This window comes from Nocardia sp. NPDC004604 (genome assembly GCF_040609795.1).
In the GTDB taxonomy this organism is placed as follows: Bacteria; Actinomycetota; Actinomycetes; order Mycobacteriales; family Mycobacteriaceae; genus Nocardia.
In genome coordinates, this window is the sequence record NZ_JBEXLC010000037.1 from 1 (window position 1) to 20,954 (window position 20,954).

2 protein-coding genes are annotated in these 20,954 nt (G+C 67.6%); both read right to left on the reverse strand.

Annotated features, from left to right (window positions below; translation table 11 throughout):
• Positions 1-63: 63 nt before the first annotated feature.
• Positions 64-13,197: an amino acid adenylation domain-containing protein gene (locus ABZW16_RS15770; protein ID WP_354956357.1), complete on the reverse strand. Its 13,134-nt coding sequence runs from the start codon at positions 13,195-13,197 to the stop codon at positions 64-66.
• 217 nt (positions 13,198-13,414) lie between these two features.
• Positions 13,415-20,818 (reverse strand): amino acid adenylation domain-containing protein, encoded by a 7,404-nt coding sequence (locus tag ABZW16_RS15775; RefSeq protein ID WP_354956359.1) that lies wholly within the window; start codon positions 20,816-20,818, stop codon positions 13,415-13,417.
• Positions 20,819-20,954 lie beyond the last annotated feature (136 nt).

The window sequence follows — 20,954 nt, forward strand, 5'->3', positions numbered from 1 at the left end:
TAATGGGTTTATTTCCTAGAGTACCTACTGATCGTTATAGAGGTAATTTTGGTGTAAATCCGCTTACGTTGCCGGGTCCACGATCGCGACCGCATCCGGCGTGGCCGCCGCCTGTCTGACGAACTCGTCCACCAGCGTGCCGAGCGCACCCAGCTCACGGCTGGTGTCGTTCCACCGCCACAGCACCGCCGCCCGCTCGGTATCGCTGAGCAGATCGATATCGCCCACCGGCGCGTCCGGCCGGGCGACGATCTGCTCCAGCAGACCGACGAACCGGTCCGCGAAGCCCTGCACGGTGGCATCGTCGAAAAGATCCCTGGCGAAGGACAATTCGGCAACCATGCCCGCATCCGCGTCCGGCGCGGCCTCCTGAATGGTCAGCGACAGATCGAATTTCGCGGTATCGATCGCCAGATCGACCGCGCTGATCCGCAGGCCCGGCAGCTCGAACGAACTGTCCGGCAGATTCTGGAATGACAGCATCACCTGGAACAGCGGATGCCGTGCCGTCGACCGCACCGGATTCAGCAGGTCGACCAGCCGCTCGAACGGAATATCGGCGTGCGCGAAGGCCTGCAGATCGGCATCCTTCGTCCGCGCGAGCAGCGCATCGAAACTCAGCTCGCCCGACACCTCGCTGCGCAGCACCAGGGTATTGACGAACATGCCGATCATATCGTCGAGTTCGGCCTCACCGCGACCGGCGACCGGGGTGCCGACGGCGATATCGTCGGTACCGGACAGCCGCGCGAGCAGCACCGCGAGCGCCGTGTGCACAACCATGAACATGGTCGCGTTATTGGCGCGGGCGAGTTCGCGCAGCGCGCCGTGCAGTTCGGTGCCGATCGGGAAGACGACCCGTCCACCGCGGAAGGACTGTGTCGTCGGACGCGGCCGGTCCGCGGGGAGATTCAGCTCGTCCGGCATGCCCGCCAGCGTGTTTCGCCAGTATTCGGCCTGTGCGCTGATCACACTGTCCGGATCGGCCTCCGATCCGAGCACCTCGCGCTGCCAGATGCTGAAATCGGCGTACTGCACCGACAGCGGCGCCCAGGCCGGAGTCGCACCGGCCGATCGGGCGGCGTAGGCGATCATCAGATCGCGGGTGAGCGGGCCCATGGACCAGCCGTCCGCGCTGATGTGATGTGCCACCAGCACGAGTACATGCTCTGTGTTGTTTCGAGCGACCTGCGAGCAGTCGCTAGCGGTGTTATTTCCAGCGACCTGCGAGCAGTCGCTAGCGGCGGCCTGCTCGACCCGGAAGAGCTTGGCCCGCACGGGCACTTCGGTCGTCACATCGAATCCGGCCGAGGCCGCCGCGATGACCTGCGCGGGCAATTCGTCCGCACCGACCTCGACCGGCGTCAGATCCGGCACCGCCTGCTCGGCGGGCACGATCAGCTGCACCGGACCGTCATCGGTCTGTGGATAGATGGTGCGCAGCACCTCGTGCCGTTCGATCAGATCGACAACGGCCAGCTCCAGCGCGGCCAGATCCAGCGCACCGGTCAGGCGCACCGCGGCCGGAATATTGTTCACCGCCGAGGACGGATCGAGCTGATTGAGGAACCACATCCGCTGCTGGGCCATCGACAGCGGAATCCGTTCCGGGCGCGGCCCGGCCGTCAGCGCCTTGCGACCGCCGGATCCGGCGTGCTGCTCGATCTTGACCGCGAGCCCGCCGACCGTCGAGGTCTCGAAAAGGGCGCGCACCGGTACCCGGCCGCCGATCGCGGCACCGAGCCTGGCCACCACCTGGGTGGCGATCAGCGAATTGCCGCCGAGTGCGAAGAAGTCGTCGTCGACGCCCACCCGGTCGATGCCGAGCACATCGGCGAAGACGCCCGCCACGATCTCCTCGACCGGCGTTGCCGGGGCGCGGAATTCGCGGCTGGTGAAACTGGGTTCCGGCAGCGCCTTGCGATCCAGCTTGCCGCTGGTGTTCAGCGGGAAGGCGTCGAGCGCCACGATGGCGGCCGGGATCATGTACGCCGGCAGGGTTTGTGCGATCGAGGTCAGCAGTTCGGCCTGATCGATCTCGTGACCCGGCGCGGGCACGGCGTACGCGACCAGCTGGTCACCCAGCGCCGATGGCAGCACCACCGCGACGGATTGGCTCACCGAAGCCTCGGCCAGCAGCGCGGTTTCGATCTCACCGAGCTCGATGCGCTGGCCGCGGAACTTGACCTGGAAGTCGGTGCGGCCGATGTAGTCGAGCACACCGCCCGTCGCGGTCTCCCGCCAGTGGACCAGGTCGCCGGTACGGTACATGCGGGTACCGTCGCCGAACGGGTTGGCCACGAACCGATCGGCGCTCAGATCGGGTCGGCGCACATAGCCGCGCGCCAGCTGGTCTCCGGCCAGGTACAGCTCACCAGCGACACCCGCCGGCACCGGCCGCAGCCGCGAATCCAGCACGTACACCTGGGTATTCCACTGCGGCAGACCGATCGGGACGCCGGGGCGGTCGGTGCCGCGCGCCTCCCAGTAGGTCACCGAGACCGCGGCCTCGGTCGGGCCGTAGAGGTTGTGCACCCTGGCCTCGGACATCGCGCGCACCGCGTCGACGGTCTCCGGTGGCAGTGCCTCACCGATCACGAAGATGTCCCGCAGCGTCGGGCAGGTGCCCGCCGAGGTGTGCGCGGCGAAGACCGTCAGCATCGAGGGCACGAAGTCGGTGACCGTCACGCCCTGCGCGGCAATGGTTTCCGCGACATAAGCCGGGTCGCGGTGGCCGTCGTGGGTGGCGACGACCAGTTTCGCGCCCGTGCGCAGCGGCATGAAATAGCCCCACAGCGAGACGTCGAAGGTCGTCGCGGTCTTCTGCAGGTACACATCGCCGACGCCGAGCGGGTATTCCGCCAGCATCCAGGTGGTCTGATTGTGGATGGCGGCATGGGAGATCGCGACGCCCTTGGGTCGTCCGGTCGAGCCCGAGGTGAAGATGACGTAGGCCGGATTCTCCGGGCGCACCGGGCGCAGCAGTTCGTCGGCGCGCACCGGGGTCGCGTCGAATCGGTCCAGCTCCAATGCATCCAGGTGCAGCACCGGCGTATCACCCGGCACCGCAATGGCATCCGCGGTGGTCGTGAGCACGGCCGCGGGCTGGGCGGTATCGAGAATGTGCGCGATCCGCTCGGCCGGATGATCCGGATCGAGCGGCACATATGCGCCACCGGCGGTCACGATGGCGTACATGCCGACGACCAGATCCAGTGAGCGTCGAATCGCGAGGCCCACCAGGGATTCGGTGCCGACACCCTGTTCGATCAGCCGTCGGGCCAGCCGGTTGACGCGCTGGTCGAATTCGCGATAGGTGAGCGTCGCGGAGCGACTCGATGAGGGGTGGTGGTCGGGCGACGGGTGGGCGAGCTCGGCGCCCTCGTAGGCCACCGCGATGGCGTCCGGATATTCCGCCACCGCACGGCGGTAACCGTCCAGCAGCAGCTCGGGGGCGACCGGATGGCCGGTCTGGTTCCAGTCCAGCAGGATGCGCTCCCGCTCGGCCGGAGCCAGCAGGTCGAGTTCGCCCACTGGAGAGCCCGGGGCGGCGATGATCCGGCCCAGCAGGCGCACGAAGCGCTCGGCGAAGCCTTCGACGGTCGCCTGGTCGAAAAGGTCCCTGGCGTAGACGAATTGGCCCGCGATCCCGGCGGGTACGCCGTGCTCGTCGTAGGCGTCGCTGACGATGAGGTTCAGATCGAACTGCGCCACCTGGGTATCGATGCCGACACCGGAGATGGTCAGACCGGGCAGCTCGAGGGTGGACTGCTCCAGATTCTGGAACGACAGCCCGACCTGGAACAGCGGATGCCGCGCGGTCGAGCGGACCGGGTTGAGGACTTCGACCAATCGCTCGAACGGGATATCCGCGTGCGCGAACGCCTGGATATCGGCCTCGCGCTGGCGTGCGGTCAGTTCGGCGAATGTCGCACCGGCGTCGACTCGGGTGCGGAACACCAGGGTGTTGACGAACATGCCGATCAGATCGTCGAGCGCGGCCTCCCCACGTCCGGAGACCGGGGTGCCGATGGCAATGTCATCGGTACCCGACAACCGGGACAGCAGTACGGCGAGTGCGGTGTGCACGACCATGAACAGCGTCGCACCCTCGGCGCGCGCCAATTCGATGAGCGCCCGGTGGGTTTCGGGATCGATGCGCACCTCGGCGGTGCCGCCCGCGAAGGTCTGCGCCGCGGGACGCGGCCGATCCGAAGGCAGATCCAGCTGTTCGGGCAGATCCGCCAGCGCATCGCGCCAGTAGGCGACCTGCTCGGCGGCCAGCGAATCCGGATCGTCCTCGCTGCCGAGCACCTCGCGCTGCCAGATGCTGAAGTCCGCGTATTGCACGGTCAACGGTGCCCAGCCGGGCGCGGCGGCCGCGGCGCGGGCCGCGTAGGCCATCATCAGATCGCGGGTCAGCGGCGCGACCGAGGAACCGTCGCCGGAGATATGGTGCACCACCATCGCCAGCACATATTCGCCGTCCGCACCGTCGATATCGAAGAGCGCGACCCGGACCGGCACCTCGCTGGTGACATCGAAGATCGTCGAGGTCAGCTCGATGACCGCGGATTCGAGCTCATCCGGCAGCACCTCGCGGATCTCGAGTTTCGGCGCGGCCTGATCCGAGGGCAGGATCAGCTGCACCGGGCCCGCATCGGTCTGCGGGTAGATGGTGCGCAGGATTTCGTGCCGCTCCACCAGATCGGCGACCGCCTGCCGCAGCGCCTCTACATCGAGCGCACCGGTGAGCCGGACCGCGATCGGGATGTTGTAGGCCGAGGAGTCGGTGTCGAACCGGTTCAGGAACCACATGCGCTGCTGGGCCAGCGACAGCGGAATGCGCTGCGGCCGTTCGCCCGCCGCCAGTGCCCTGCGGACCCCGGTTCCGGCGAGCTTTTCGAGTTCGGCGGCGAGTTCGGCCACCGTGGACGCCTCGAAGAGCACCCGAACGGGCACCCGGGTATTCAGTGCCGCGCCCAGGCGCGCCACCAGTTGCGTTGCCAGCAGCGAATTTCCGCCGAGTGCGAAGAAGTCGTCGTCGAGGCCGAGGTAGCGACGGTCGTCCGCGCCGGTGCCGATGCGCAGCACCGCGGCGAAGGTGCTCGCCACGATCTGTTCGGTGTGGGTCTTCGGCGCGCGGAAGGCGACCCGTTCGAAGACCGGTTCCGGCAGCGCCTTGCGATCCAGCTTGCCCACCGGGGTCAGCGGGATCTCGTCCAGTACGACGACCGCCGACGGCACCATATGCGGTGGCAGACTGCGCGCCGCGTGGTCGGTGAGCACGCTGGGCTCGACGATCCGGCCGGGTACCGGCAGCACATACGACACGAGAATCGTGACGCCAGCTTCGGTTTGCTTGCCAAGGGTGATCGCGAACTCGACATCGGCGTGCCTGCCGAGGACGGCGTCGATCTCACCGAGTTCGATGCGGTAGCCGCGGATCTTCACCTGGAAGTCCGAGCGCCCGACGTAGTCGAGCACCCACGGAATCGATGGCAGCGCCGCATTGCCCGCCCGCATATCGGGTTCGGCGAACCAGCGCACCACATCTCCGGTGCGGTACATCCGCGCACCCGGCTCGCCCCACGGATTCGGCACGAAGCGCTCGGCGCTCAGACCGGGACGGTTGTGATAGCCGCGCGCCAGTCCGCCACCGGACAGATACAGCTCGCCCGCGACGCCGGGCGCCACCGGGTGCAGACGCGAGTCCAGTACCAGCGCCGACATGCCGTGCACCGGGGTACCGATGGTGATCGGCTTACCCGCTTGCAGGGTGCCGTAGGAGGAGATGATGGTGGTTTCGGTCGGGCCGTAGCCGTTGTAATACCGGCGACCCGGCTGCCACTTGGCCAGCAGTTCGGGAGTGGTCACATCGCCACCGACGGACAGCATTTCGAGCTGATCCAACCCGGCCGGATCCACCGTGCCGAGCACCGCCGGAGTGATGATCGCGTGCGTCACCTGCTCAGTGCGCAGCAGCTCACCCAGTTCCGGGCCGCCGATAATGGCCGATGGCACGATCACACAGGTAGCGCCGACCGAAAGGGCGACCAGCCATTCCAATACCGACGGATCGAAGCTCGGCGAGCAGATGTGCAGGAAACGGTGTTTCGGCTCCAGCCGGTACAGACCGACCGCGTGGTCGACCAGGCCACCGAGTCCGGCGTGGGTCACGGTGACGCCCTTGGGCATACCCGTCGAACCCGAGGTGTAGATGACATACGCCGGATGCTGCAGCCGCAGCGGCGCGATCCGATCGGCATCGGTGAGCGGAGCGGCGGATCGGCTGGCGCACAACGCATCCGTCTCGGCGTCATCCAGCGCGAGCCACTGCACGTCATCCGGCAACTGACCGCGGTATTCGGCAGTCGTCAGACCCACGATGGCGGCCGAATCGGTCAACATGTGCCGCACCCGATCCACCGGATAATTCGGATCGACCGGCACATGCGCACCACCGGCCTTCGACACCGCCAAAACCGCCGCAACCATCTCATAGGATCGCGGCAAAGCAACCACCACAAGGCTTTCCGGACCGACACCACGCTCGACCAGCACCCTGGCCAAACGCGATGAGAACTCGTCCAACTCGCGATAGCTCACCGAACGACCCCGGTATCGGACGGCCGTGCGATCGGCACCACGGCGCAGTCCACGCACCAGCAGATCCGGCAGCAACCCACCGGCCATCACATGGTCCGGCTGCACCTGGGTCAGGAATTTCGCCTCGGATTCGGCGAGCAGCGACAGATCACCCACCGGCAGCTCCGGCCGCGTGGTGATCGCCTCGAGCAGGCGCACGAACCGATCGGCGAATACCCGGATGGTGGATTCGTCGAACAGGTCACGCGCGAAGGAGAATTCGGCGTACATGCCGCCGCCGCTGTCCGCGTTGGCCGCGAGTTCGGTAATGGCGAGCGACAGATCGAATTTCGCGGTATCGATATCGAGATCGACCGCACCGACCCGCAATTCGGGCAGCTCGAAGGAGTTGTCCGGCAGATTCTGGAAGGACAGCGCCACCTGGAACAGCGGATGCCGCGCCGTGGACCGCTCCGGATTCAGCAGATCGACGAGGCGCTCGAACGGAATATCGGCGTGCGCGAAGGCCTGCAGGTCGCGATCCTTGACCACGGACAGCAGTTCGGCGAAGTTCACGCTGCCGCGCACCGGGGTCCGCAACACCAGGGTATTGACGAACATGCCGATGACATCGTCCAATTCGGCCGCGCCACGTCCGGCGACGGGAGTGCCGACGGCAATGTCCTCGGTGCCCGACAGGCGCGCCAGGAATACCGCGAGCGCGGTGTGCACGACCATGAAGATGGTCGCGTTCTGCTCGCGGCCGAGCTCCTGCAGCCTGCGGTGCACCCGCGGCTCGACGGTGAAGCCGACGGTGCCACCGGCGAACGACTGTGTCGTCGGGCGGGGCCGATCGGCGGGCAGGTTCAATTCGTCGGGCAGACCAGCCAGCGCGGTGCGCCAGAATTCGGTCTGCGCCGTGATCAGGCTGTCCGGGTCGTCCTCGGAGCCGAGCACCTCCCGCTGCCAGAGACTGAAATCCGCGTACTGCACCGGCAGCGGCTGCCACGCGGGCAGCACACCGGCCGCACGTGCGGCATAGGCCAGCATCAGATCGCGGGTCATCGGTCCCATCGACCAGCCGTCCGCGCTGATGTGATGGGCCACGAAGACCAGCACATACTCGTCCGTCGGCGCCTCGGACGCGACGACCTGGAACAGCGCACCGCGCAATGGCACCTGATCGGTGACATCGAATCCGGCCGCGATGATCTCGACGACCTTCGCGCGCAACGCATCCGCCGCGATGGGCTGCGGCGTCAGATCCGGAACCGCCTGCGCCGCGGGCACGATCACCTGATGTGCGATACCGTCCCGGTCGGCCGGGTAGACGGTGCGCAGGGTTTCGTGCCGCTGCACCAGATCGGCGACGGCCTGCTGCAGGGCGGCGATATCCAGGGCACCGGTGAGCCGCACGGCGACCGGCAGATTGTTCACCGCGGATTCGGTATCGAACTGGTTCAGGAACCACATGCGCTGCTGCGCCAGCGACAGCGGAATCTGTTCCGGCCGCGGACCGGCCACCAATGGCACCGCGCGACGCTGACCGGCGCTCGGTGCGATCGCCGCCGCCAGTGCGGCCACCGTCGGCGCCTCGAAGACGGCGCGCACCGGGACGCGGCTGCCGATGGCAGTGCCGAGCCGGGCCACCACGCGGGTGGCGACGAGCGAGTTGCCGCCGAGGTCGAAGAAATCGTCGTCCGCGCCCGCGCGCTCGATGCCGAGCACCTCGGCGAATACCTCGGCGACGGTGCGTTCCAGCGCAGTCTCCGGTTCGCGGTAGGGCCGCCCGATGAACTCCGGTGCGGGCAGCGCCTTGCGGTCGAGTTTGCCGCTGGCATTGAGCGGCAGGGCATCCAGCCAGACAATGGCGGAGGGCACCATGTACGAGGGCAGCGCGGCCCGCGCGTGGTCGAGCAGGGCGTCATCGTCGATCCGGGCACCGGGGGCGGCCACCACGTAGGCCACCAGCCGATCGCCGGTGCTCCCCTTGACCAGCGCCACCGCCGCACGCTGCACCGCGTCCAGGCCGAGCAGCACCGTCTCGATCTCACCGAGTTCGACGCGCTGGCCGCGCAGCTTCACCTGGAAGTCGCTGCGGCCCAGGTATTCCAGCGCATGCGCGCCCTTGCCGGGCACCCAGCGCACCACATCGCCGGTCCGGTACAGGCGCTCACCATCGGCGAGCGCGACGAACCGCTCGGCGGTCAGCGCCGGTGCGTTCACATAGCCACGCGCCAACTGCACACCGGCGATATACAACTCGCCGACCGCGCCGACCGGTACCGGCCGCAACTGCCGGTCCAGGACGTGCACTCGAGTATTCGCGACCGAAGTACCGATCGGAATCGCAACGCCCCCATTGACCTCGGCCGGGTAGGCGGTGACGACGGTGGCCTCCGCGGGCCCGTACCAGTTGAACAGGTCCGCATCCGGCAGGAAGCGGGTGAAGCGCGTCGCGGTCTCCGCGGACAGCGCCTCACCGGCGGCGAACACCCGCCGCAACGATGGATGCGCGGTCGTCCCCGCGGGCGCGCCATCGAGGAACGCATCCAGCATCGACGGCACGAAATGCACGGTGCTGACCGAGTATTCGTCGATCACCCGGGCCAGATACGCGGGATCGCGATGTCCGTCCGGTTCGGCGATAACCACCGCGGCACCGGTCTGCAAGGTCCAGAACAGTTCCCACGTCGAGATATCGAAGGTTATCGGCGTCTTGTGCAACACCACATCGCCGGGACCGTGCGGATAGGTGCGCTGTGCCCAACGGAATTGGTTCGCCATCTGCCGGTGGGTGATCGCCACACCCTTGGGCCGACCGGTCGAACCGGAGGTGTAGATGATGTAGGCGGTATTGTCCGGATGCGTCGCCGCGACGGTATCGGCCAGCAGATCGCCGAAGATCAGCGCAGCGGCGGAGTCGGCTCCGTCGCGACTGCTTGCAGGTCGCTCGAAACGACCAGCGTCCACATGCACCAGCGGTGCGGCGGTCTCGGTGTCGAAGCCGGTCGCGGTCGTGGTCAGCACACAGACCGGAGCTGCACTGGTGAGCACATATTCGCTGCGCTCGGCCGGATGGTCGGGATCGATCGGCACATACGCACCGCCCGCCCGCAGCACACCGTAGATTGCCACAACCATCTCGATGCTGCGCCGCATCGCAACGGCCACCGGCGATTCCGATCCGACGCCGCGACCGGCCAGATCCCGGGCCAGCTCGCGCGAGCGGGCATCGAGTTCGGCGTAGCTGAGGGTGGTATCGCCGAAGATCACCGCCGGTGCCTCGGGTGTGCGGGCGACCTGCGCGTCGAACAGCGTCAGCAGCGTCGAATCATCCAGCAGCTCGGGCACTCGGGTGGCATTGGCGGCGCCGAGCACGGCCCGGTCGGCGTCGGTCAGCGCGTCCACTTCGGCGATCCTGGCGAGCGGATCGCTGAGGAATCGGCCGATCAGTGCCGAGAAGCGCTGTGCGAGGGCCTGTGCCGCCGTCTCGTCGTAGATATCGCGCAGGTACTTGAGGGTGACGTGCATCCGGACATCGGGCACGACCACCACGGTCACCGGATAGTGCGTACCGTTCACCGCGACCGCGCCGGTGATACTCATGCCATCGATCGCGCCCGCCGCCGCGGTCAGCGCCTTGCCGTCGACCGGGAAGGATTCGAAGACCACCAGCGAATCGAAAAGCCCCTCGACGCCGACGATTTCCTGGATCTCACTCAGCCCGACATAGTGGTGGTCGAGCAGTGCCGCCTGTTCGGCCTGCAGCTGGCGCAGCAGATCGGCCAGGGTGTCGTCGGCATTCAGCCGCACCCGAACCGGAATCGCGTTGAGGAACAACCCGACCATGGTCTCGATGCCGTCCAGCTGCGGCGGCCGCCCGGAGACGGTGGCGCCGAAGACCACATCGTCGCGGTCCACGGTGCGGCCGATGAGCAGACCCCAGGCGGCCTGAATGACGGTATTGACGGTGACCCCGGCATCAGCGGCCAACCGGCTCAGCGCCTTGGTGTCGTCCTCGGACAGCTCGAAGTCGATTTCGCCTACGCCAGCTGAGATTTCGCGTGCCGGATCGACCGGGGCAAGCGGCGTCGGCTCGTTGATACCGGCCAGCACCTCGCGCCAGGCGGCGCGGGCGGCGCTGTGGTCCTGTGCGCCGAGCCAGGCCAGATAGTCGCGGTAGGAACGGGCCTGCGGCAGCTGGGACGCGTCGCCGCCGAGGACGTACAGGGTCAGCAGATCCTGGGTCAGCAGCGGCATCGACCAGCCATCGATGAGGATGTGATGGCTGGTGACCAGCAGGTGGTAGGCATCGGTCGCCGAACGGATCAATGCGAAGCGCAGCAGCGGCGCGGTGCGCATATCGAAGTGGTCGGCCAGATCCGCCGCCATGATCCGGTGCAGCTCGGCGGCGGCGGCGTCCGACCCGAGATGGGTGAGATCGATGGCGCGCCACGGCACTTCGACCGCATCGAGCACGACCTGCACGGGATTGCCATCGGAATCCTCGGCGAAGGCCACCCGCAGGTTTACGTGCCGGCCCACCACGGCGACGGCCGCGGCGTGCAGCCGCTCGGTATCGACATCGCCGCCGAGATCGACCATGAACTGGGTCATGTACGCATCGACCGACGATTCGGCCAGCTGCGCGTGGAACAGCATGCCCGACTGCAGCGGGGTCAGCGGCCAGACCTCGGCCAGCTTCGGGTATTCCCGCGCCAGGCGGTCGCTATCGTCCTGCGACAGCTCGACCAGCGGCCCGGTCGCCAACTGCACGTCGGTCTCGGCCGGTGCGCCCATGGTGGCCAGCGGTGCGAGGGCGGCCACCGTGCGCGATTCGAAAACGTCTCGCGGTGTGAAGATCACACCGCGCGCCCTGGCCCGCGACACCACCTGAATGGAGGTGATGCTGTCGCCGCCGAGTGCGAAGAAGTCGTCATCGAGACCGATGCGCTCGATGCCGAGCACCTCGCCGAGCACCTCGGCAATGGCCCGTTCTATGTCGGTCTCCGGCGCCCGGTACTGCTTGGTCTCCAGTACGGGGGCGGGCAGTGCGCGCCGGTCCAGCTTGCCGACCGGGGTCAGCGGGATCGTGTCGAGCACGATAATGGCGGTCGGCACCATATGCGCGGGCAGGGAGCGTTCGGCGAAGGCCGTCAGCTCGTCGGTGTCCACCGCCGCATCGCCCGCCGCGTGCACATAGGACGCGAGAATCGTTGCGCCGGTATCGAGTTTGTGCCCGATGGTGACGGCGAAGTCCACGCTGTCGTGTGCGCCGAGCACCGCATCGATCTCGCCGAGTTCGATGCGGAAGCCGCGGATCTTCACCTGGAAGTCATTGCGGCCGATATATTCGATCTCGCCGGAGGCGGTCCAGCGCACCAGGTCGCCGGTGGCGTAGAGCCGAGCACCACTGGGGTCGAACGGATTCGGCACGAAACGCGATGCGGTCAGCGCGGGGCGCGCGTGATAGCCGCGGGCGACCTGTGCGCCCGAGATGTACAGCTCGCCGACCACACCGCTGGGCACCTGATTCAGCCGGTCATCGAGCACATATTCGGTAATGGCCCGGATCGGCCCGCCGATCGTCACGGGCGCACCGGGTGTCAGCGGCGCGCTGATATTGGTCATGATGGTGGTCTCGGTCGGCCCGTAGCCATTGAAGAACTCGCGGGTTCGACCATCCGCAATGGGTAGTACCCAGCGCCGCACCAGATCCGGCGGGCAGGCCTCACCACCGGCGACAACAACCCGGAAATCGTCGAGTCCGGTCGGATCGACGGAGGCGAGCGCGGCCGGGGTGATGAATGCGTGCGTCACCCGCTCCCTGCGCAGCAGCGCCGCCAATTCGTCGCCGCCGAAGATATTCGGCGCGACCACCACCATGGTTGCCGCACCACCGAGCGCGAGCAGCAGCTCGAGCACCGACGCGTCGAATGACGGCGACGCGAAATGCAGTGTGCGCGACTGGTTCGTGACGCGATAGCGCTCCCGCTGTTCATCACAGAAGCTGGACAGTCCGGCCTGTGTGACGACAACGCCCTTCGGCTTGCCCGTGGAGCCCGAGGTGTAGATGACATAGGCCGGATATTCCGCCCGCACCGCGCGGACCCGGTCCGCATTGGTGATCGCCTCGCTCGAGTATTCCTCCAGGCGCACCGCGAATTCGGGCGTATCGATGATCAGCCACTCGACCCGATCCGGCAGCCGCTGGGCCACCTCGGCGACGGCGAGGCCGAGCACCGCACCGGAATCGGTCACCATATGCGCGACCCGCTCGGCCGGATAGTTGGGATCGACCGGCACGAATCCGGCACCGGTCTTGGCGACCGCCCAGACCGCGACCACCGATTCGAGCGATCGCGGAATGCCAACGGCCACGAGGTCTTCCGGTCCGACACCGCGTTCGATGAGCAGCCGGGCCAGCCGCGTGGACCGGTCGTCGAGTTCGGCGTAGCTCAGCTGTCCCAGCGTCGCGGTGGCATCGGCGAAGACGACGGCGGTGCCGTCCGGATTCGCCTCGACCGCGGTCGCCATCAGCTGCGGCAGCGTGGTGACCCGCGGCTGCCGGGTCCGGACCGGGCGGGTGCGAGCGGGGCGGGTCACGCGAACATCCCTCCGAGCGACTGCCCGCGGGTCGCGGAATACGACGCTGTCTGCATCAGAGCGTGACGCTGAAGCGCCCGCTCCTGTCCAAGCACCCGATGTCCCGGCACCCCAACCATAGGAACTTTCCTCACCTCGCCCATCGTCACTTCGCCAACCGGTCGCCGCCGGTGTCGACCTGTGCGCACACAGGCCACTGGATCTTCTGCATGGAAGATCAACTCGGGTCGCCCGGCCGCTGGACGCCCAGCAGCGCACCGACTTCGACGACGGCCGCGACGGCGCCGAATTCCGGCGCGGGCGCGCCGTCGTCGAGCACCACGGCTTGTAGATCCTCCAGCCCCGTCACATCAACGATCCCGAGACCGGAACGATCGATGAACAGATGCGTCACCCATTCGTCGGCCAACAGTGCCGACAGCGTTACGTTGTCCAGCTCACCGCCCGCCGTCAGCACCACCGACGCACCGTTCTCACCGGCCGCGACGACCTCCAGCAGCGCAGCCGCGGAATCCGCGCGGCCGTACCGGAACAGACGCGATTCGAAGGTCAGCTCGGTGCGCGCCCGCAGTCGCTTGGTCGCCAGCGCGATGTCGTTGTAGGACAGCGTCACCCCGGCCACGAAGGCCGGATCCTCACCGCGCAGCGCCTGGGTCCGGTTCGCATAGGTCACCGGTCGCGGCGATTCGGCGGCGATCGCACCGAGTACGGCCGGATCGTCGAGAGCGAGCCAGTCGATGCCGCCGGTATCGATGGGGGCGTGGCCGATGGTCAGGCCGACCTTGATTTCCAACCCGTCGGGCAGTGCCGCGCTGCGGGCACTCGCCAGCGGTGGTCCGTCGAATGCGGTGACCGGGGCCAGTGCGGCACCGGCCTTGAGCACCGCCCAGGTGGCGACCACCGCGTCCACACTCCGATCGAGCCGGATCGCGACACCGGTGCGCGGCCCGCAGCCACGGCCGATCAGCACCCGCGCCAGTCGCGAGGACCTGGCGTCGAGCTCCTGGAAGGACACGGCGTCCTCCCCGAAGACCACCGCGGGCCCGTCCGGATCGTCCTCCACCGCGGCGGCCAGCGCCTGGGTCAGCGCCGCACCGCTGGTGACCGGAACACCGTCGGCGGCCTGCTCCAGCGCGGTGTCCGGTGCGGCCGCGCCGCGATCGCGCTCGGCCGCATCGAGGATATCGATATCGCCGACGCTGACCTGCGCATCCGCCACCACGGCGGTGCAGATGCGGGTCAGCCTGCGGCCGAACGCCTGCACCGTCGAATCGTCGAAAAGGTCCGTCGCGTAATTGAATACCGCGACCAGCTCACCGGGTGCACCGTCCTCGCGATGGCGCGGCTCGATGGTCAGCTGCAGATCGAACTTCGCCGCGACCGCGCCGGTATCCAGTGCCGCGACCGTGAGACCGGGCAGTTCCAGCCGCGGCGGCTCGATATTGTCGAACGACAGCACCACCTGGAAGAGCGGATTGTGCGAGGTCGCGCGGTTCGGCAGCACCACCTCGACCACCCGCTCGAACGGGATATCGGCATTGCCGAAGGCCGAAAGATCGGTTTCGCGAACATGTTCGACGAGGGCGTCGAAGGTGGTCGCCGATTCGGTCGCGGTGCGCAGCGCCAGGGTGTTGACGAACATACCGACCAGATCATCGAGCGCGCGCTCGCCGCGGCCGGCGATCGGGGTGCCGATCGTAATATCGGAGCTGCCCGACAACCGCGCGAGCAGTACCGCGAGCGCGGCGTGCACGACCATGAACAGCGACGAATTGTGTTCGCGGGCAATGCGGATCAACCCGGCGTGCACCTCGGGCGAGAGGGTGAAACCGGCCGACGCGCCGCGCATGGAAGGCACCGCGGGGCGCGGTCGGTCCAGTGGCAGCTCCAGCGCGCCGGAATGTCCGGCCAGCTGTTCGCGCCAGTAGGCCAATTGCTGTGCGGCCACCGAATTCTCGTCGTCATCGCTGCCGATGACCTCGCGCTGCCAGAGCGCGAAGTCGGCGTACTGCACCTCGAGCGGCGTCCAGGTCGGGACATTGCCCGCACAGCGCGCGGCGTAGGCGAGCATCAGATCGCGGGCCAGCGGGGCCATCGAGGCGCCGTCGGCCGAAATGTGGTGCACCACCATGGCCAGCAGATGCCGGTTCGGACCCAAATGATCGGCACTAGCGCCGCGCAGCAGCGCGCCGCGCACCGGAACCTCTTCGGTCACATCGAATCCGGTCGACATCAGCTCGGTGATGCGCACAATGGGTTCGGTGGTCGACTCGACCGTGAGCCCGCCCGGCCAGGCCTCGGCGACCGGCAGGACCTGCTGGTACGGCAGCCCACCCGGCCCCGTCGCCGGGTAGCGGGTACGCAGCGCCTCGTGCCGTTCCAGCACATCGGCGACCGCATCGCGCAGCGCCTGCACATCGAGCGCACCGGTCAGACCGATGGCCAGCGGGATGTTGTAGGCCGCCGAGCGAGTATCGAACTGGTTGAGCACCCACATGCGCTGCTGGGCCAGCGACAGCGGCACCCGCTCGGGACGCACCGACGCAACCAGCGGTGCACGGGAACCGTTCGACGAACCGGGCACGATCCGGGCGGACAGCGACGCGACGGTCGAGGCCTCGAAGAGTTCGCGCACCGAGACATTCGCGTCCAGCGCCTCATTGATCCGGCTGACCGCCCTGGTGGCCAGCAGCGAATTGCCGCCCAGACCGAAGAAGTCGTCGTCGAGGCCGACATCGCGCACACCGAGCAGTCCGCCGAACACGCTGGCAACGGCCTGTTCGATGGGCGTCTGCGGGGCACGGTAGGTGACACCGCTGACGAATTCCGGTGCGGGCAGCGCCTTTCGGTCCAGTTTGCCGTTCGGGGTCAGCGGCAGTGCGTCCAGTACGACAATCGCGTCGGGAACCATATAGCTGGTGAGGAACTCGGCAACGGCGGCACGCAGTTCGGTGTCGTCCAATTGCGAATCGGCCTCGGCCACCACATATCCGACCAGCCGGTCACCGGCGTGCTCATCGGAGCGCACCAGCACGACGGATCGGCTGACCCCGGACTGGGCGAGCAGCGCCGCCTCGATCTCACCGAGTTCGATACGGAAGCCGCGCAACTGCACCTGCTGGTCGCTGCGACCGGCGTATTCGAGATTCGCCTGACCACCGAAACCGGCCCAGCGGCCGAGGTCGCCGGTGCGGTACATGCGCGAGCCCGGCGCCCCGAATGGATTGGCCACGAAGCGGGTCGCGGCGAGTCCGGGCCGACCGAGGTAGCCGCGGGACAGCTGCGCACCGCTGACATAAATTTCGCCGGCCACCCCGACCGGAGCCGGATGCACGCGATCGTCGAGCACATAGCTCTCCAGGCCGGGCAGCGCGCGGCCGATGGCACTGGCCGGATTCTCGGCGAGCTGCTCGTCCAGCGCCAGGAACGACACGTGCACCGTGGTTTCGGTGATGCCGTACATATTGACCAGCCACGGCGCGTTGTAGGGGTGCCGCTCGTACCAGCGCCGCAGCTGGCGCAGATCCAGTGCCTCGCCGCCGAATACGACATAGCGCAGTGCGAATTTGCCCTGATCGCCCGCGTGCGAGGCGCGGTCGGCCTCGGCGAGCTGGTAGAACGCCGACGGCGTCTGGTTGAGCACCGTGACCTGTTCGCGAATCAGCAACTCGCGGAACTGTTCCGGGGAGCGGGAGGTCAGATAGTCGACGACCACGACGGTGCCGCCATTGGCGAACGCGCACCACAGTTCCCATACCGAGAAGTCGAAGGCGAAGGAGTGGAACAGCGTCCACACATCGGTCTCGTCGAATTCGAACATCAACTGGGTATTGGCGAACAGCTCCACCACATTGCGGTGGGCCACACCGACGCCCTTCGGCACACCGGTGGAGCCCGAGGTGTAGATGACGTAGGCCAGATTGTCCGGACGCAGCCGGGCCGTGCGCTCGATATCGGTGATCGACGATTCGCCGAAGCCCGCGGTGTCCTCCAGCAGCACGACCGGCAGCTCCGTCGCCGGAATATCGGCCATCAGATCGGCGGTGGTCAGCACGCAGGTCGGCTGGGCGTCGGTGAGCATGAACTCGAGCCGCTGCGCCGGGTAGGTGGTATCGATCGGCAGGTATCCGGCACCGGCGGTGAGCACACCGAGCAGCGCGATGGGCAGCTGTTCGGTTCGCCCCACGGCAACGGCCACCAGCGATTCCGGCCCCGCGCCGCGGGCCATCAGCGCCCGCGCCACCCGGTTCGCGCGCCGCTGCAGTTCGCCGAAACTCAGTGCGGTATCGCCGAATCGGACCGCGATCGCATCCGGACGGCGGCGCGCCTGCTCCTGGATGAGGTCGACCAGGGTCACGTCGGGCACCGTCGCCCCGTCCGAATTCCATTCGTGCAGAACCAGCTCGCGCTCGCCGGGGGCGAGCAGATCGATATCGCCGAGCACCGCGTCGGAATCGGCCGCCACCGCGGCCAGTACGCGCAGGAAGCGATCGGCAAAGTCCTGCACCGTCGCGGCGTCGAACAGATCGGTGGCATAGGTGAAGGTCGCCGACATCCCCTGCTGGTCGGCGTTTTCCGCGATCTCCAGCTGCAGATCGAATTTCGCCAGCGATACCGCGTGATCCACGCTCGACACGGTCAGCCCCGGCAGCTCCAGTTCGGTGCGCGCCAGATTCTGGAATACCAGCATCACCTGGAACAGCGGATGCCGCGCCGCCGAGCGCACCGGATCCAGCAGCTCGACCAGCCGCTCGAACGGCACATCGGCATGGCCGAAGGCCGCGATGTCGGTCTTGCGCACCGCGCGCAGCAGCTCGTCGAAGGTCATGGCGGGATTGATCTCGGTCCGCAACACCAGGGTGTTGACGAACATGCCGATCAGATCGTCCAGCGCCGCCTCGCCACGACCGGCCACCGGGGTGCCCACCGCGATATCGCGGGTGCCCGACAGCCGGGCGAGCAGCACCGCGAGCGCCGCGTGCACGACCATGAAGAGTGTCGAATTATGCTCGTGCGCAAGCTGATTCAGTCGCGCCTGGACGTCCGCGCCGACCTCGAAGGCGATGACGGCACCCTGGTTGGACGCGGTACTCGGACGTGGTCGATCCGCGGGCAGATCCAATTGTTCCGGCAGCGCGGCCAATTCGTTGCGCCAGTAGGCGATCTGCTGGGCGAAGACCGATTCCGGATCGTCCTCGCTGCCCAGTGTTTCGCGCTGCCAGATGCTGTAGTCGGCGTATTGCACGGCAAGCGGCGGCCACTCCGGCCGTCCGCCGCGCACCCGATCGGAATAGGCCGACATCAGATCGCGGGCAAGCGGGCCGAGCGAGAAACCGTCCGCCGCGATGTGGTGCACCACGCACACCAGCACGTATTCGGATTCGTCGAGTTGGAACAGCCGCAGGCGCACCGGCGGCGCGGTCGTCACATCGAATCCCGCCAGCACCTCGGCGATGATCAGATCCGAAAGTTCCGGTGTGGCCGCGCTGGTCACCGCGAGTTCCAAAACCGCGCGCGCATCGCCCGCGGGCAGCACGACCTGGAAGCCCTCGCCGTCGACCTCCGGGTAGATGGTGCGCAGCACCTCGTGCCGCTCGACCAGATCGCGCCCCGCGGCCCGCAGGGCATCGATATCCAGTCGCCCGGACAGCCGCACCGCGAGCGGAATGTTATTGACCGCGCTCGCGGCATCGAAGCGGTTCAGGAACCACATCCGCTGCTGTGCATAGGACAGCGGAATCCGGTCGGGGCGGGTCTGCGCGGTCAGCGCCCGGCCGCTGGCCGAACCCGCGTGCTGCTCAACCCGTTCGGCCAGCACCGAGACCGTGGACGCCTCGAAGATCACCTGCACCGGCACCCGCACGTCGAGTGCGAAACCGATGCGCGCGGCCGCCTGCGCGGCCAGCAGCGAATTGCCGCCGAGTTCGAAGAAATCATCATCCGCGCCGACACGCGCATCCTGCGCACCACCGAGCAGCAGGGCCGCGAAGACCTCGGCGACGATCTCCTCGACCGGTGTCGAGGGCGCGCGGAACTGCCGCGCCGCGAAGACCGGTTCGGGCAGCGCCGCCCGGTCCACCTTGCCGACCGGGGTCAGCGGAATCTCATCCAGCACCATGATGGCGGCCGGAATCATGTAGTCGGGCAACGACTCCCCGATATGGGCCGCCAGCGCACCGGTATCGACGGTGCTACCGGCGCGCGGCAGCACATAGGACACCAGCGCGGTCGTGCCCGAGGGCAGGGTCTTGCCGAGAGTGGCCGCGAAGTCGACATCCGGATGCGCGGTGAGCACATTGTCGATCTCGCCGAGTTCGATGCGCAGGCCGCGAATCTTGACCTGGAAATCGGAGCGGCCCAGATACTCCAGTACACCGGCGTCGGTGCGCCGCACCAGATCTCCGGTGCGGTACAGGCGCGCACCCGGGTTATCGGCCTCCGTGCCGAATGGACTGGCCACGAAGCGCTCCGCGGTCAGCTCCGGACGGCCGAGATAGCCCTGTGCGAGCACCGCACCCGAGACGTAGAGCTCACCGACGACACCCGCGGGGACCGGACGCAAGCGGGAATCGAGAATGAACGCGCCGACGCCCGAAATTGCGGAGCCGACGGTGACGGGCTCACCGGGCACCAGCGCCGCGGTGCTGGTGACCATGACCGTTGCCTCGCTCGGCCCGTACGCATTGAACATGGACCGGCCGTGATCGCCCCAGCGCGCCACCAGATCTGCGCCGAGCCGGTCGCCACCGGCCACCACGACCTGCAGATCATCGAGATCGTCGGTATCGAGCGATTCCAGCGCACCGGGCGTGATCAGCAGATGGCTGACCTGCTCGCGGCGCAGCAGATCGGCGAGTTCGACACCGCCGAATACCGTCGGCGGCGCGATGACCAGCGTCGCACCCACCGAGAAGGTGAACAGCGTCTCCATCAGCGAGAAGTCGAAGCTGGGCGAACTCAGATGTGACACGCGCGCATCGGCGTCGATCAGATAATGCTCACCGACCGCCGCCAGACCGGCCAGACCGGTGTGGGTGACCGCGACACCCTTCGGCTTACCGGTGGAACCCGAGGTGTAGATGACATAGGCCGGGTGCTGTTCATTCACCACGCGCACCCGGTCCGCATAGGAGACCGGATGGCCCGGCCGGGCGGCGATCCGCTCGGATACCACCGGATCATCCAGTTCGATCCAATAGGTCGAGGTGCCGAGCTTGGCCCGATGCGCCTTGGTGGTCAAGCCGAATTCGGCGCCCGAATCGGTCACGATGTGCTCGATCCGGTCCGGCGGATAGTTGGGATCGACCGGTACATAGGCCGCGCCCGTCTTCGCGATCGCCCAGAGCGCGACGATCGATTCGACCGAACGGGTAATGCCCATCGCGACGAAATCGCCCGCGCCGACCCCGCGCTCGATCAGCTCGCGCGCCACCCGCGAGGAGGCGGCGTCGAGCTCACGGTAGGTGAGTTCACGCTGATCGGCCGCATCGCCGGTCGGATTGAACCGCAGCGCGACCGAAGTCGCCGCGGACTCCACCGCAGCGGTGAGCAGCTGCGCGAACAGCGGGCTGCCCGACCTGCGGCGACGACTACCACGGGCGGAACGGCGGGCAGTTTCCATTCGAGTGCATTTACCTCTCGCGTCGAGCTAGGACCTGCCCCACCCTCCTTGGAGGGCATATTGCACCGGGCCAGCGCAGTCCGAGCCATCATATAAGCCTGCAGCATGCGCGGTCGCGCCTGCGCCGCATGGGCGC

Excerpts from the sequence above, each read along its gene's own strand:
- ABZW16_RS15775 (WP_354956359.1), bottom strand. The coding sequence starts at position 20,818 with ATGGAAACTGCCCGCCGTTCCGCCCGTGGTAGTCGTCGCCGCAGGTCG.